Source organism: Streptomyces sp. NBC_01537, from assembly GCF_045040445.1.
GTDB lineage: Bacteria > Actinomycetota > Actinomycetes > Streptomycetales > Streptomycetaceae > Actinacidiphila.
Genome location: NZ_CP109392.1, coordinates 9,596,077 through 9,611,158 on the forward strand (window position 1 = coordinate 9,596,077; position 15,082 = coordinate 9,611,158).

The 15,082-nt window shown below is 70.4% G+C and carries 12 protein-coding genes; 4 read left to right on the plus strand and 8 right to left on the minus strand.

Annotated features, from left to right (window positions below):
- On the plus strand, positions 1–1,218 hold the full coding sequence (gene glgC / locus OG607_RS43910; protein ID WP_405735954.1) for a glucose-1-phosphate adenylyltransferase: 1,218 nt from the start codon (positions 1–3) through the stop codon (positions 1,216–1,218).
- Here glgC and OG607_RS43915 read toward each other — a convergent pair.
- The 6 genes from OG607_RS43915 to OG607_RS43940 all read right to left on the minus strand — a co-directional run bounded on the left by OG607_RS43915 (position 1,184) and on the right by OG607_RS43940 (position 7,394).
- Positions 1,184–2,188 carry an alpha/beta fold hydrolase gene (locus tag OG607_RS43915; RefSeq protein WP_405735957.1) on the minus strand — a complete coding sequence of 335 codons (1,005 nt, stop codon included), beginning with the start codon at positions 2,186–2,188 and terminating at the stop codon, positions 1,184–1,186. The two genes, glgC and OG607_RS43915, sit on opposite strands and share 35 nt — an antisense overlap.
- On the minus strand, positions 2,136–3,137 hold the full coding sequence (locus tag OG607_RS43920) for an ABC transporter permease (RefSeq protein WP_405735960.1): 1,002 nt from the start codon (positions 3,135–3,137) through the stop codon (positions 2,136–2,138). The genes OG607_RS43915 and OG607_RS43920 overlap by 53 nt, the downstream gene beginning before the upstream one ends.
- Positions 3,134–4,135 carry an ABC transporter permease gene (locus OG607_RS43925; RefSeq protein WP_405735963.1) on the minus strand — a complete coding sequence of 334 codons (1,002 nt, stop codon included), beginning with the start codon at positions 4,133–4,135 and terminating at the stop codon, positions 3,134–3,136. The genes OG607_RS43920 and OG607_RS43925 overlap by 4 nt, the downstream gene beginning before the upstream one ends.
- Positions 4,132–5,706 carry a sugar ABC transporter ATP-binding protein gene (locus OG607_RS43930; RefSeq protein ID WP_405735966.1) on the minus strand — a complete coding sequence of 525 codons (1,575 nt, stop codon included), beginning with the start codon at positions 5,704–5,706 and terminating at the stop codon, positions 4,132–4,134. The genes OG607_RS43925 and OG607_RS43930 overlap by 4 nt, the downstream gene beginning before the upstream one ends.
- 53 nt (positions 5,707–5,759) lie before the next feature.
- Positions 5,760–7,001 carry a substrate-binding domain-containing protein gene (locus OG607_RS43935; RefSeq protein ID WP_405735969.1) on the minus strand — a complete coding sequence of 414 codons (1,242 nt, stop codon included), beginning with the start codon at positions 6,999–7,001 and terminating at the stop codon, positions 5,760–5,762.
- 186 nt (positions 7,002–7,187) lie between these two features.
- Positions 7,188–7,394: a hypothetical protein gene (locus OG607_RS43940; protein ID WP_405735972.1), complete on the minus strand. Its 207-nt coding sequence runs from the start codon at positions 7,392–7,394 to the stop codon at positions 7,188–7,190.
- 357 nt (positions 7,395–7,751) lie between these two features.
- On the opposite strand from OG607_RS43940, the gene OG607_RS43945 reads away from it, so the two are divergent.
- From OG607_RS43945 to OG607_RS43955, 3 genes are all read left to right on the plus strand, one after another.
- Positions 7,752–9,146 (plus strand): glycoside hydrolase family 16 protein, encoded by a 1,395-nt coding sequence (locus OG607_RS43945; protein WP_405737460.1) that lies wholly within the window; start codon positions 7,752–7,754, stop codon positions 9,144–9,146.
- A gap of 67 nt (positions 9,147–9,213) precedes the next feature.
- Positions 9,214–10,257: a CobW family GTP-binding protein gene (locus tag OG607_RS43950; RefSeq protein ID WP_405735975.1), complete on the plus strand. Its 1,044-nt coding sequence runs from the start codon at positions 9,214–9,216 to the stop codon at positions 10,255–10,257.
- 134 nt (positions 10,258–10,391) lie between these two features.
- Positions 10,392–12,296 (plus strand): AMP-dependent synthetase/ligase, encoded by a 1,905-nt coding sequence (locus tag OG607_RS43955; protein ID WP_405735978.1) that lies wholly within the window; start codon positions 10,392–10,394, stop codon positions 12,294–12,296.
- Here OG607_RS43955 and chvE read toward each other — a convergent pair.
- Both chvE and OG607_RS43965 read right to left on the minus strand, forming a co-directional pair.
- On the minus strand, positions 12,289–13,398 hold the full coding sequence (gene chvE, locus OG607_RS43960; RefSeq protein ID WP_405735981.1) for a multiple monosaccharide ABC transporter substrate-binding protein: 1,110 nt from the start codon (positions 13,396–13,398) through the stop codon (positions 12,289–12,291). The genes OG607_RS43955 and chvE overlap by 8 nt on opposite strands.
- A 241-nt stretch (positions 13,399–13,639) precedes the next feature.
- Positions 13,640–15,046, minus strand: a complete 1,407-nt coding sequence (locus tag OG607_RS43965) for a S1 family peptidase (protein ID WP_405735984.1) — start codon at positions 15,044–15,046, stop codon at positions 13,640–13,642.
- Positions 15,047–15,082 lie beyond the last annotated feature (36 nt).

Genomic DNA, 15,082 nt, shown 5'->3' on the forward strand with positions numbered 1-15,082 from the left:
ATGCGTGGCGGACCTTCGGTGCTGGGAATCGTACTGGCGGGCGGAGAGGGGAAGCGGCTGATGCCGCTGACCGCGGACCGGGCGAAACCGGCTGTGCCGTTCGGCGGCGCCTACCGGCTGGTCGACTTCGTGCTGTCCAACCTGGTCAACGGCGACGTGATGCGGATCTGCGTCCTGACCCAGTACAAATCCCATTCCCTCGACCGCCACATCACCACCACCTGGCGGATGTCCAACCTGCTGGGCAACTACGTGACGCCGGTCCCCGCCCAGCAGCGCCTCGGCCCGCGGTGGTTCCTCGGCAGCGCGGACGCCATCTACCAGTCGCTCAATCTCGTGCACGACGAGCAGCCCGACTACATCGTGGTCTTCGGCGCCGACCACGTGTACCGGATGGATCCGCGGCAGATGCTGCGCCAGCACATCGAGAGCGGCGCGGGCGCCACCGTCGCGGGCATCCGCATCCCCCGCGAACAGGCTTCGTCCTTCGGCATCATCACGCCGGGACCGGACGGCAGCCGCGTCGAACGCTTCCTGGAGAAGCCCGCCGACCCGCCCGGCCTCGCCGGCGATCCGGACCGCGTCTACGCGTCGATGGGCAACTACATCTTCACGACGAAGGTGCTGCTGGACGCGCTGTACCAGGACGCCGAGGACGACGACTCCATCCACGACATGGGCGGCAGCATCCTGCCCATGCTCACCGAGAAGGGCCAGGTCCAGGTCTACGACTTCGACGACAACCACGTCCCGGGCGAGACCGCCCGCGACCACGGCTACTGGCGCGATGTCGGAACCCTGGACCAGTACTACGACTCGCACATGGACCTGATCTCGGTCCACCCCGTCTTCAACCTCTACAACCGCGAGTGGCCGCTCTACACGCACTCCCTGCGGCTGCCGCCGGCCAAGTTCGTGGCCGGCGGCATCGCGAGCGAGTCCATGGTCGCCCCCGGCTGCATCATCAGCGGCCAGGTCACCCAGTCCGTCCTGTCGCCCGGCGTCGTCGTGGAGGAGGGTGCCGTCGTCCAGGGCTCGGTCCTGCACGACAACGTACGCATAGGACGCGGCGCGATCGTCCGCCGCGCCATCCTCGACAAGAATGTCGTCGTCCCGCCAGGGGCCCTGGTCGGGGTCAATCCCGACCGGGACCGCGAGCTCTACCACGCCTCCCCTAACGGCATCATCGCCCTCGGCAAGGGCCAGCGCGTCCTGTAGCGAACTTCTGCGTCGCCTCCAGGATCGCGTCCCGCAGGGCCGGGCTGCCCGTGTGGCCGGAGTCGTCGATCACCTTCAGCTCCGCGTCCGGCCATGCCCTGGCCAGCTCCCACGCGGTCATGAGCGGGCTGCCGATGTCGAGCCGGCCGTGGATCAGCACGGCCGGGATCCCGGCCAGGCGGTGCGCGTCGCGCAGCAGCTGCCCGTCCTCCAGCCAGGCGTCGTGCGCGAAGTAGTGCGCGCAGATCCGGACGAAGGTGGTCAGCGCGTCGGGCGGCCTGTTGCTGTAGGAAGCCGGCGAACCGAGCACCTCATGGGCGATGACCGCGTCCTCCCAGGTGACCCAGTCCCGCGTCGCCTTGGCCCGGACCGCCTCGTCCGGGCTGTTGACCAGCCTGTTGTAGGCGGCCACGAGATTGCCGTCCCGTTCCGCGGCGGGCACCGCGTCGCGGAACGCCTCCCAGGGGCCGGGCAGCAGGCGGCCGACACCGTGGTAGAGCCAGTTGGTCTCCTCGGGCCGGGTCATGGTGACGCCGTTGATGATGACCTCGGTGACCCGCTCGGGATGACGCTGCGCGTAGGCGAGGATCAGCGTCGAGCCCCAGGAGCCGCCGTACAGCAGCCAGCGCTCGATGCCCAGGTGCTCGCGCAGCCGCTCCATGTCGGCGATCAGGTGCCCGGTGGTGTTGTGCTCCAAGCTGACGGCCGGGTCGGAGGCGTGCGGGAGGCTCTGGCCGCAGCCGCGCTGGTCGAACGTCAAGACCCGGTAGACCTCGGGGTCGAACACCTTGCAGGCCCTGTGCGTACGGTTCGACGAGCGGGAACGGTCCGGCCACGGCGGTCTCCTCGGCAGGCGCGAAAAGCAACCGTGCGTGGGTACGGGATCCAGGGCCGCCCTGGTGGGATCCGGTCGCGGGTCAGATCCGGTCGCGCAGCCGCCGCTCCCGCCCGTACAGCCCGACCACGGCAAGGATCAGGGCGCCGGTGATCATGTCCTGGGAGGCGGACGACAGCTGGTTGGCGCTGAGCAGCAGCGCGACCACCGACAGGACGAGGGCGCCGAGGACCGTACGCCAGTAGTCGCCACGCCCGCCGAACATGGTGCCGCCGACGATGACCGCGGCCAGGGACTGGAAGAGGTACGGGTCGCCGATGGTGACGTTGCCGGAGCCGGAGTAGCCGGCCAGCAGGACGCCGACGAAGACGGCCAGGACGGCGCTGGCGACGTAGGCGAGGATCCAGGTGCGGCCGACGCGGACCAGGGCGAACCTGGCGGCGGACTGGTTGACGCCGGTGAGGTAGAGGTTGCGCCCGGCGTTGGTGCGGGTCAGGACGAGGCCGATGACGAGGGCGACGAGCGCCCAGATCAGGATGACCGGCGGGATGCCGATGCCGAAGACCGTGCCGTTGGCGGCGGTCAGCTTGCCCAGGGAGGCCGGGGCCACGCCGGTGGCCGCGCCGTTGATCCACTTCAGAATCAGGCCGGACAGCAGGGCACTGATCCCCAGTGTCACGATCAGCGGCTCGACCTTGAAGCGGTACGAGATCAGGCCGTTGAGGAAGCCCCCCGCCACGCCGACCGCCAGGGCGACCAGGACGGCCGTGCCCAGCGACCAGTGGTAGGTACCGCACAGCTCGGCGATGATCACGTTGCCCGCCGAGATGAACGCGGCGATGGAGAAGTCGATGCCGCCGACGAGCACGACGATGGTCTGCCCGGCCCCGGCCAGCCCCAGCAGCGAGGCGTTGATCAGGATCGCGTACAGCACGCGCTGCGAGCCGAAGCCCTCGATGGTGCTGAGCCCGTATGCGTAGAGGGAGACCAGCGCGACGATCTGGAGGACGGGGAATCGGCGCTGCCACTCGCTCAGCGTCTGGAGGAAGGGGACGCCCCGGGGTGCTGCTTCAGCGGTGGTCATGCGACGGCCCTCCTGCGGGCGTTGGTCAACACGGCGCCGACGACGACGGCGAAGACGAGCATCGCGCCGTAGATCGCGGTGGACCACAGGGTCGACACCTTCACCACGTTGAGCAGGTTGTTGATCAGGTAGATGGTGGCCGCGCCCAGCAGCGAGCCCTGCAGCGAGCCGCGCCCGCCCGCCAGCGACGTGCCGCCGAGTGCCACCGAGGCGATCGCGAGCAGCGTGTACTGGCCGGCCATGCTGGCCGCGCCCTCGCTGATCAGGGACATCAGCGCGATGCCGGCGATGCTCGCGTAGAGCCCGCCGAGTGCGTACGCCGCGATGCGGACCGCAGGCACGTTCACCCCGGCGGAGAAGGCGGTGGCGTCGTCGCCGCCGACCGCGTACAGCGCCTTGACGAACGGCGTACGCGACAGGGCCCACCAGATCAGCAGCGGAGCGCCGATCGTGAGCAGCGCGCCGGGCACCGGGCCGATCGAGCCGGCCAGGGCCTTGGTCCAGCCGGTGCTGCCGGAGGGGACGTCGTCGCCCTGCACCTGGGTGGCGAGGCCGCCGATGATGATGTTGGCGCAGAGGGTGGCCACGACCGGCTGGAAGCGCAGCACGGCCACCATGAAGCCGTTGAGCGCGCCCATCGCCGCGCCGATCGCGAGGCAGATCGGGATGACCACGAAGGGGGAGGTGAGGCCGTTCGGCAGCAGGTTGGCCACGATGACGATGTTGACCAGCGTCAGCAGCGGGCCGATCGATATGTCGATACCGCCGCCGCCGGACAGGATCGCCGGGGTGCTGGCCATCGCCGCGATGGCCAGCGGCGCGAAGGAGGCGAGCACCGCCGCCCAGTTGCCGAAGGCGAGGAAGGCGGGCTGCAGCGCGGTGTTGACCACCAGCAGGAGCAGCGTCAGCAGCCCGGCGAAGGCGTACGGGCGCGAGCCGAGCAGAGCCTGGAAGGAGCGCGGGGAGCGCGGGGATCGCGGGGTGGTCAGGGTGGTCATGCGGCACCATCCGTAGGGGCGGCGGCAGGGGCGGCGGCTGCGGAAACGGTTCGGCCGAAGAAGGCCGCCACCAGCGACTGCCGGGTCAGCTCCTTGCGGTCCAGGGACGCCGAGTGCGAGCCCTCGCGGAAGACCAGGACGCGGTCCATCAGCTCGATGTGCTCGTCGACCTCCGTCGACAGCATGACGACGGCCACGCCCTTGCCGGTCAGCTCGTCCAGCAGCGCGTAGATGTCCCGCTTGGCGCCGATGTCCACGCCCCGGGTGGGGTCGTTGAGCAGCAGCACGTCCGGGCGGCGGGCCAGCCAGCGGGCGATGACGACCTTCTGCTGGTTGCCGCCGGACAAGGTGGTGATCGGGTCGGACTCCCGGCCCATCCGGACCTTCAGGCCGGCCTTGTACTCGGCGAAGCGGCCGAGCGCGGATTTGCGCGACAGCAGTCCGAAGCGGGTGTCCTTGCGCTGCGTCGCGGCGGCGAAGTTCTCCCGGATGGACAGCGTCCCGAACAGCGCCTCGGCCCGCCGGTCGCGCGGCACATAGCCGATGCCCGCCGCCGCGGCCTTCTGCTCGGAGCGGACCTCGGTCTGTGCCCCGTCCTGGATTCGCAGGACCGAGCCGTCGCCGGACGGTCCCTCCCACAGGGCCTTGATGAAGGCGTCCTGGCCGTGCCCCTCCAGCCCGGCCAGGCCCACCAGCTCACCGGCCCGCAGCTCGAAGTCCACCGGCTCCGCGTCCGGCCGCAGCCGCAGCCCGCGTACGCGCAGCAGCACCGGCGCGTCGGCTGCCGGGCCGGAGCGGTGCGCGAGGCTGCCGCCGTCCGGGGTGACGGTGAGGTGCTCGGCGCCGGTCATCAGGCGGACGAGTTCGCCGGTGGTGGCCTCGGCCGCATCCAGGGTGGCCACCGACTCGCCGGAGCGCAGCACGGAGACCCGGTCGGAGATCGCGTCGACCTCGTCCATGCGGTGGGAGACGAAGAGCACGGACATGCCGGCCGCCTTGCGCCGGGCGAGGGCGGCGAAGAGCCGGTCCCGGGTGGCCACGTCGAGCGCGCTGGTGGCCTCGTCCAGGATCAGCACCTTCGGCTCGCGTACGAGAGCGCGGGCGATGCCGCAGGCCTGGCGGTCGCTGAGCGAGAGCTGCTCGACCGGGGTGTCCAGACCGGGCACCTGCTCCAGCAGCTCGCCCAGTACGGCGGCGGCCTTCGCCCGCTTGTCGGCCTCGGACACCTTGCGGCGGAAGACCCCGTCGGCCCCGAGCCAGACGTTCTCCAGCACCGAGCGCGGCCCGACGACCAGGACCTCCTGGTAGACCGCCATCACCCCGGCGTCGATCGCCGCCGCCGGACCGCCGAAGCGGACGGCGCGGCCACCGACCTGGAAGCCGCCGGTGTCCGGGGCGTGCACTCCGGTCAGGATCTTGACCAGGGTGCTCTTCCCGGATCCGTTCTCGCCCATCAGGGCGTGCACCTCGCCCGCCAGAAGCCGGAGCGAACAGGACCGCAAGGCCCTGGTCGCCCCGAACGACTTGGCGAGGCCGGTGACTTCCAGCGTCACCTGGCTCTGCTCGCTCAACGCAACTCTCTCCGTTCGTGCCTCGTACGGCGGATCGGCGGATCCTTTCGGCCCTAGCCGAAGAAGCCGTCGATGTAGCTGTCCTCCGCGAACGTCTGGTTGACGTCGGCGACGGTGATCGTCGAGGCGTCACCGGTCTTGAAGCTCGACTTCGTGAACTTCGACAGATTGTCGGCGGTCACCAGCGGCGGGTTGATCACGATGTCCGAGACCTTCACCCCGTCGCCGTCGAGCATGTGCTTCGCGACCTGGACCACGGCCTTGGCCAGACCGTCGGCCGGGTTGAACAGGCCGACGCCCTTGTAGCTGCTCTCGTTGGCGCTCCAGTAGGCCACGCCGCCCTTGGTCAGGCCGTTGTCCGCGATCGGCGGCACGGTGACATTGGACTTCTGGAAGGCCGAGATGATGCCGGTGGTCATCGGGCCGCCCTCCAGGACGCCGCCGATGGTCTTGGTCGGGTTCGCCGCCAGGTACTGCTGGACCTTGGTCTGCGCGGTGGTCGGCGAGAAGTCGGTGTAGGTCGAGTCCTCAAGGGAGACGTCCGGGCACTTGGCCAGGGCGGCCTTGGCGCCCTTGAAGGTGTCGGTGTCGATCGGCACGCCCTTGATGCCGTGCACGCCCAGGATGGTGCCCTTGCCGCCCATGTTCTTCGCCAGAGCGGCGGCCTGCGCCTCGCCGGCGGCGAAGGAGTTCGGCACGACGTTGACGGTGTTGGCGTCCACGACGTTGTTCAGCACCGAGATCGAGGGGATGCCGGCCTTGGCCGCCTTGTCGACCACCGACTCGAAGCCCGAGGCCAGCGGCTGGTAGATGATCAGGTCGACCTTGTCGGTGATCAGCTGGTTGAACTGGGATATCTGGTTGGTGACCTCGTTGGTGGACACCAGGTCGATGACCTTGTAGCCCTCCGCCTTCAGATACGTCTGCAGCGCGGTGTTGATCAGCGTCTGGTACGGGTTGGTGAGCTGGGACTCCGAGATCCCGACGGTGATCGTCCCGGACTTCTTGCCCTCCCAGTTCGCCCACGCGCTCTTCTGGACGGTGCCGGAGTAGCCGCTGTACGCGGTGGTGTAGTCCGAGCCCAGGGCCTTGACCAGGCCTGCGGCGTCACTGAAGGACGCGGTCGGCACGGTGCCGCAGTCCGACGAGGAGGACGAGCCGGTGGTGGAGCCGGCGGTGTCGGCGTCGGACTTGCTGCAGCCCGCGGCGGTGAGCGTGAGCACGGTCGCGGCACAGAGAGCGCCCGTGACCCGTGCCATGCGGTGCGGGGCGGCCGTGGCCGGTCTTGCGGTCATGGTGGGACTCTCCTTTGAGTCGTGCTCCCTCGGTCCACCGGCGCAGCGGCGCGAGGGTCTGATCGATGCTCGGAGCGTAGGAAGCACCGGTCACACCGGACAAGGTGATCGGTCATCGCTGGTCGGCATGGGTGGTATGCCGAGCAGGCCTCGGCAGCCGGTCCGACGGCCCCCCGGTGCCGGCTGTCAGCAATCCGGCGGCGGCAGCGCGACGGCGGTCAGCGTGAAGGCGACCAGCCCGTCCCGGGTACGCCGCAGTCTCGGCGCGGTCGCCGGAAGGTGCTCGGAGATGAGGTCGACGATGCGGTACGCCGTCTCCTCGTCCTCGGCCGCGACGCATACGTACGCCGTGCCCTCGTCGCGCCGCTGCGCGGGAACGCGGTGATCATCCACCGGCACACCTCCTGGCGATCGTTCCGGATGCCGTGGAGGACAGCGGTCCGTCACCCGGGGTTCTGCCACGCCCCCGGGTTCACCCGCACGGGTCGGATCCGCCGCGGGGCGGATCCATGCAGGATCCCTTCAAGAAGTTGACGTGCGCAGGTCATTGACGCCGCCCGTCAATGCACTTACAAAACTCTGAGAGCGCTCTCAAAACCCCGCAGCCTCCCTCCATTCACCGGCAGGAGGTGCTCCACCGTGAGCACGACCGTACGCACCACCCCATCCCCCCAGTCCCCCCAGCCCCCGCGCAGATCCCCTCTCCGCCACCGCCCCCGCAGTCTCCTGGGCGCGGCCGGCACCGCCGTCATAGCCACCGTCGTCCTGATCGCCGCCCTCGTCGCGTCGCCCGCACAGGGCGCCGTGCCGACCCCGGCCGGCTGGACGCTCCAGTGGAGCGACGACTTCAACGGCACCGCCAACACCCTGCCCTCGACCTCCAACTGGATCATCGACACCGGTCACGCCTACTCCGGCGGTCCCGCCAACTGGGGCACCGGCGAGATCCAGAGCTACACGAACTCCACCTCCAACCTCGCCCTCGACGGCTCCGGCAACCTCAAGATCACCCCGATCAAGGACTCGGCCGGCAACTGGACCTCCGGCCGCATCGAGACCCAGCGCGCCGACTTCAAACCCGCCGCCGGCAGCACCCTGCGCATCGAGGGCCGCATCCAGATGCCGAACGTCACCGGCACCGCCGCCCTCGGCTACTGGCCCGCCTTCTGGGCCCTGGGCGCCCCCTACCGGGGCAACTACCAGAACTGGCCGGCCATCGGCGAGTACGACGTCATGGAGAACGTCAACGGCATCAACAAGGTCTGGGGCACCCTGCACTGCGGCACCAACCCCGGCGGCCCCTGCAACGAGACCACGGGCCTGGGCAACAGCCTCGCCTGTCCCGGCTCCACCTGCCAGTCGGCCTTCCACACCTACACCTTCGAGTGGGACCGCTCCGTCAGCCCCAACGTGCTGCGCTGGTACGTGGACGGCACCCAGTTCCACAGCGTCAGCCAGAGTGCCGTGGACGCCGCCACCTGGTCCGCGATGACCGACCACGCGGGCTACTTCATCCTCCTCAACGTGGCCATCGGCGGCGCCTTCCCCGACGCCATCCAGGGCTCCACCACCCCCACCTCCGCCACCGAGTCCGGCCACCCGATGCTCGTGGACTACGTAGGCGTCTGGACCAAGACCGGCACGAGTACGAGCACCAGCACGGCCACGAGCGGCACCTCGGCCTCCCAGTACCTCCTCAGCGGCGGCTCCCTCGGCAGCGCCGCCTCCGCCGCCTCCACCGTCACCCTCGCCTCCGCCGGCGGCACCAACCACGACGGCACCCCCTACCAGCAGCAGACCTTCACCAGAACCGGCGTCACCGGCACGTACACCGGCGGCTCCACCGCCTTCGACCTGTACGTGGACGCCGGCACCACCGTCGCCAACGGCCAGCAGCTCCGGGTCAGCTACGACCTCACCGGCGACGGCACCTACGACCGCACGGAGACCTACAACTACTTCGCCACCGACCCCGTCACCGGCTACGAGCACTACACCCAGGCCAAGGGCCTCAAGGCCACCACCGGCTCACTGGGCAACCTCACCAACGGCACCGTCCGCGTAGAGGTCTGGAACGCCATCGGCAACGGCACCTCCACCCTCGGCCTCGGCAACCAGTCCGTCGTCACGATCCCGTACAGCTGACGGCGTAGGGGAGGGGCGGCGGCCTAGGATGAGGAGCCGCCGCCCCCGCCCCACGGAGAGTTGAGCCTTGCCCCAGCAGAAGATCCCGGTCATCGTCCTCGCGGGATTCCTCGGCTCCGGGAAGACCACCCTGCTCAACCACCTGCTCAGGAACAGCGGGGGCACCCGCATCGGGGCCATCGTCAACGACTTCGGCAGCATCAACATCGACGCCATGGCCATCGCCGGGCAGGTCGACTCCATGGTCGCCCTCGACAGCGGCTGCCTGTGCTGCGTCGCCGACTCCAGCGACCTCGACGAGATGCTGGACCGCCTCGCCCGCCCCGCCGCCCGCATCGACGTCATCGTCATCGAGGCCAGCGGCCTGGCCGAACCGCAGAGCATGATCCGGATGCTGCTCTCCAGCTCCGACGAGCGCATCACCTACGGCGGCCTCGTCGAGGTCCTCGACGCCGCCGAGTACGAGGCGACCCGCGCCCGCCACCCCGAGCTCGACCGCCATGTGCGCATCGCCGACCTCGTCGTCCTCAACAAGGCCGACCGCGTCGGCCCCGAAGCCCGCGCGGGCCTCCTCGACACCATCGCCGGGCTCGGCCCCGGCACCCCCGTCGTCACCGCCGAGCACGGCCGGGTGGACCCCGCCCTGCTCTTCGACCCCCGGCCCCGCACCGAGCACACCGAGCCCGTGCACCAGCTGTCCTTCGACGAGCTGTACGCCGACCTCGCGCACGAGGACGACGACCACGGCGGACACATCCACACCCTCTACGACAGCGTGGAGTTCACCACCGCCGAGCCGCTGGCCCCCCGCGCCTTCATGGACTTCCTCGACGCCCGCCCCGCCGGCCTGTTCCGCATCAAGGGCCACGTCCACTTCGCCCCCGACGCGCAGACGCGCAAGTACGCCCTCCACGCCGTCGGCGGCCACCTGCGCTTCGAGCCGTCCCCCTGGGCCCGCGCCGAGCGGCCCGCCACCCAGCTGGTGATGATCGGCGCCGGAATCGACGCCGGATCGCTCACCAAGGAGCTGCGCGGCTGCGTCGACCCCGCCCCGGAGACCGCAACCGAAGAGCAACTACTCTGCGTCCTGAGGCACGTACAGGGCGAGTAGCCTCGAAGCGTCGGGAGCAGGCGGCGTGCACAGGTTTCGCACACCTCTAGGCAAGCGTGCCGAAGACCGGTAGTTTGCCCTCCCTGCCGCCCATTTGGCCGTGGTGCGGCACTGACCAGGGGAAGGGGGTGCGGGTGCGGCAATTCAGCCTCCCGCCCCTGCTGGAGCCACTGAGTTCGGGCGGCCTGGCCGACTCGGTCTACGACGTGGCCGCGCGCTACCCCGGCCTGCCCCAGCTCTCCCGCCGCGACCCCGCCGACCCCGAGCAGTGGCACACCGTCACGGCCCGGGCCTTCCGCGACGAGGTCATGGCCCTGGCCAAGGGCCTCCTGGTCAACGGCATCGGCTTCGGCGACCGGGTCGCCCTGATGGCCCGGACCCGCTACGAGTGGACCCAGTTCAGCTACGCCCTGTGGTCCATCGGCGCCCAGGTCGTGCCCGTCTACCCCACCTCCTCCGCCGAGCAGGTCCGCTGGATCCTGACCCACTCCCAGGTCACCGCAGTCGTCGTGGAGTTCGAGGAGAACGCCATGACCGTGGGCGCCGCCTGCGGCGACCTGCCGGGCCTGCGGCACATCTGGCAGCTCGACGACGGCTGCGTGGCCCGCATCACCGCCCAGGGCCGCCGGGTCCACGACGAGGCCGTCCACCGGCTGCGCTGGACGGTGGAGCCCGGCTCCGTCGCCGTCATCGCCTACACCTCGGGCACCACCGGCCGGTCCAAGGGCTGCGTCATCACCCACGCCAACCTCGCCGCCGAGTGCGACACCCTGATCAGCTGCTTCCACACCATCTTCGCCGAGCCCGGCGAGCAGCCCTCCGTCCTGGCCTTCCTGCCGCTGTCCCACATCTACGGCCTCATGGTCCAGGTCTCCTGCCTGCGCGGCGGCGTCACCCTCGGCCACCAGCCCGACATCGCCCCCGCGGCCCTGCTGCCCGCCCTCGCGTCCTTCCGACCGACCTTCCTGCTCGCCGTCCCGTACATCTTCGAGAAGATCTACGAGGGCGCCCGCCGCAACGCCGAACGCTCCGGCCGCGCCCGCCTCTTCGAGCGCGCCGCCGATGTCGCCCGCCGCTACGCCGAGGCCGTCGAACGCCGCGGCCTCGGCCAGGGCCACGGCCCCGGCCCGATGCTGCGCACCGCCCACGCCGCTTTCGAACACCTCGTCTACGCGCGCATACGGGGGGTGTTCGGCGGCCGGGTGCGCTACGCCGTCTCAGGCGGCTCCCCGCTGCGGCGCGACCTCGCCCTGCTCTTCGCCGGGGCCGGCATCACCGTCTACGACGGCTACGGCCTCACCGAGACCAGCGGCGCCGTCACCGCCCAGCCCGTCGACCGCCCCCGCCACGGCACCGTGGGACGCCCCCTGCCCGGCGCCTCCGTCAACATCGCCCGCGACGGCGAGGTCTGGGTGCGCGGCGAGACCGTCTTCGCCGGCTACCTCGGCGACCCCGCCGCCACCCAGGCCGTGCTCACCCCCGACGGCTGGCTCGCCACCGGCGACCTGGGCCGACTCGACGAGGACGGCTATCTGATCATCACCGGGCGCAAGAAGGACATCATCATCACCAGCGGCGGCAAAAGCGTCGGCCCGCAGCTGCTGGAGGAGCGGCTGCGGGCCCACCCGCTGATCTCCCAGGTGGTCATGGTCGGCGACAACCGGCCCTACGTCGCCGCCCTGATCACCCTCGACCCCGAGGCGCTGCTGCACTGGCGGCACCTGCAGGGCGACCCCATGGCCGCCCGGTCCGACACCCTCACCCGCACCCGGGCCGCCGCAGTCGCGGCCATCGACGCCGGCGTACGCGCCGAGATCCAGCGCGCGGTCTCCACGGCCAACACCGCGGTCTCCCGGGCCGAGTCGATCCGCGCCTTCCGGATCCTGCCCGCCGAGTTCAGCGTGGCCGACGGCCTGCTGACCCCCTCGCTCAAGCTCCGCCGCCGCGCCATCGTGCGGGCGTACACGGCGGAGATCGACGCGCTCTACGCGGCCGGGGAGGCCCGCGACCTCCGGGACCGGGACGGGAACGCTAGTTGAGGTCGGAGGCCTTGATGTAGCCGCCGTCCACCAGCACCTTCTTGTAGTTCGACTTGTCCACGCTCACCGGCTGCAGCAGATACGCCGGCACGATCTTGTTGCCGTTGTCGTACTGCTTGGTGTCGTTCACCTTCGGCTTCTGGCCGTTGAGCACCGCGTTGCCCATCTCGAACGCCACCTTGGCGAGCAGCCGGGTGTCCTTGTAGACCGTCTCCGACTGATCACCGGAGATGATCAGCTTCACCGAGTCGACCTCGGCGTCCTGCCCCGTCACGATCGGCATCGGCTTGGAGCTGGAGTCCGTGCTGTACCCGGCGGCCTTCAGCGCCGTGATGATGCCGCGCGAGATGCCGTCGTACGGCGACAGCACCGCGTCGACGTTCTCCGAGGCGTAGTACAGCTTCAGCAGGCGTGCCATCCGCTGCCTGGCGTACTCCTCGTCCCAGCGCAGCGTCGCGACCTGCGTCTGCCGCTTCTGGTCGCTCTTCACGGTCAGGCTCTTGCTGTCGATGTACTTCTTCAGCACGCTCATCGCGCCGTTGTAGAAGTACTGAGTGTTGTTGTCGTCGGGGGAGCCCGCGAACAGCTCGATGTTGAACGGGCCGGTCGCGCTGCCGTCCTTCAGCCCCAGCTTCTTGACGATGTACTCGGCCTGGAGCACGCCCACCTGGTAGTTGTCGAAGGTGGCGTAGTAGTCCACGTCGTTGGACGCCAGCAGCAGCCGGTCGTACGAGATGACCTTGATGCCCGCGTTGCGCGCGTCCACCAGCACGTCGCCGAGCCCGGCGCCGTCGATCGCCGCGATGATCAGCAGCTTGTCGCCGTTGTCGACCATCTTCTGGATCTGGTCGGTCTGCTTGTCCGGGTCGTTGTCCCCGTACTGCAGATCCGTCTTGTAACCCTTGGCCTTGAACTGCTTCACCAGATTGGCGCCGTCGCCGATCCACCGCGCCGAGTCCTTCGTCGGCATCGCGATCCCGACCGTCGGCGTCGAGCTGCTGCCGCTCGAGCTGCCGCCGCACGACGCGACCGTGGCCGTGATCGCGAGAACGGGTATGAGCACGGCGGTTCTGCGCAGTCGGGCGGCTCTGGCAGTCTGCATGGGGTGGATCCTCTCGGCGTGCGGTTCGGTTGTACGGCCCGTACCGCCCCTGCCGCCCGTCGCCGACCCCGGCCCCCGGCGAGGTCGTCCTCATACGACGGACGCCCCAGGGGAGTACTTGAGCTGGAACGTCAGGCGGCGGGCCCAGCGCGACGCCGGGGTCACCGGGTCGCCCTCGGCGGACGCCTTCAAGGTGGTGTCGGAGGCTAGCACACCGAGGACCACCGGCTTTGCGCGGGTTCTAGTAGCGCGGAGTGTGCGGCTCCGGCAGCGGCAGCGGACCGTTGGGGTCCCAGCGCTCCAGCCCGTCGCGGGGATCCCCGCGACGCCTCCTGGTGACGGCACCGGTCGGCCGGACCCACCGTGCGGTGAGGATGATGAGCAGGCTGGCACCGGCGGTGATCAGCCCCGGCGTCAGTGCTTTGAGCGTGATGACCGTACCGGCCACGGTGAAGGAGAAGCCCGCCTGGTCGCCCGGGTCGCCCGGCACGGCGGGGGCGGCCGCCGCGGCGCTCGGCGGCGAGGATGCCGCCGCCGCGGACGGGGCGGTGCTGGCCCCGGCCGACGGGGCCGCCGTTCCGTTGAGGCGCACCCCGAGTGCCGTGAGTGCGGCATTCACGGGCTGAAAGAAGGTGACGCCCCCGCTGGTGCAGTCCCCGCTGCCCCCGGAGGTGATGCCCAGCGCGGTCCCCTGCGAGAACAGCGGGCCCCCGCTGTCGCCCGCCTCCGCGCACACATTGGTCTGGATGAGCCCGGTGACGGTGCCCTCGGGATAGTTCACCGTGGCGCCCAGCGCGGTCACCGTCCCGGTGTGCAGCCCGGTCGTGCTGCCGCTGCGGAAGACCTGCTGGCCGACGACGGCATCGGCGGACCCGGTGATCTTCACCTGCTGACCGTTCCCGACGTCCACCACGTCGTCCTGGGACAGCGAGGTGTTCTGGTACGACACGAGCGACCAGTCGTGCCCCGGGAAGTCACTGGTGACCGTGGCTCCGACCTGCGTCTGTCCCCGCTCGTCCTGGAACCACTTGGTGCCCTGCGGGCCGCAGTGGCCGGCGGTGAGGATGAATCCCGTCGTGCCGTTGGTGACATTGAACCCGACCGAGCAGCGGGCCTCCTGCGTGAAGATCGCGTCCGCGCCGGCAGTCCGGGTCGTGAAGGAGCTCGTCGTCCGCTCCATCCGCACCTCCCCGCCGATGCCCTGCGCGACTCCCTTCATCCGCGACCACTCGCCCGCCGACACCGTGCTGTCCGCCAGCACCACGACCTTGTTGGACGCCGGGTCGACCGACCACGCCGTCCCCGTCACCGTCGGCGCCGCCCGCAGCGTGTCCACCGCCGCGTCCAGCTGCTGCATGCTGTACTGCACGACCTTCGCCCGTACCCCCGCCCGCCGCACCTGCTGGGCCGCGGCCGCGTCCGTGACCGCGACCACCGCCCGCCCGTCCGACGCCACCCAGCTCCCTGCCGCCCGCGACTCGCCCAGCCGCGCCGCCAGGCTCGCCGCCCGCTGCGCCGCCACCCCGCTGTCCTGCGTACCCGAGGACTCGCCGGCCACGGCCTGCGCCGCCATGACCGCCCCGACCACCACCCCCGCGATCCCGCCGAGCCGCATCACCCGGTACGCGTTCCGCCGCGCGTGCGTCACGGTGGGCCCCTCTCTGAATGTGCTTCGCCTGACTGT

Bases quoted from the DNA above. Each gene is read 5' to 3' on its own strand.
- glgC (WP_405735954.1), top strand. From the start codon at position 1: ATGCGTGGCGGACCTTCGGTGCTGGGAATCGTACTGGCGGGCGGAGAG.
- OG607_RS43920 (WP_405735960.1), bottom strand. From the start codon at position 3,137: ATGACCACCGCTGAAGCAGCACCCCGGGGCGTCCCCTTCCTCCAGACG.
- OG607_RS43925 (WP_405735963.1), bottom strand. From the start codon at position 4,135: ATGACCACCCTGACCACCCCGCGATCCCCGCGCTCCCCGCGCTCCTTC.
- OG607_RS43935 (WP_405735969.1), bottom strand. From the start codon at position 7,001: ATGACCGCAAGACCGGCCACGGCCGCCCCGCACCGCATGGCACGGGTC.
- chvE (WP_405735981.1), bottom strand. From the start codon at position 13,398: ATGCAGACTGCCAGAGCCGCCCGACTGCGCAGAACCGCCGTGCTCATA.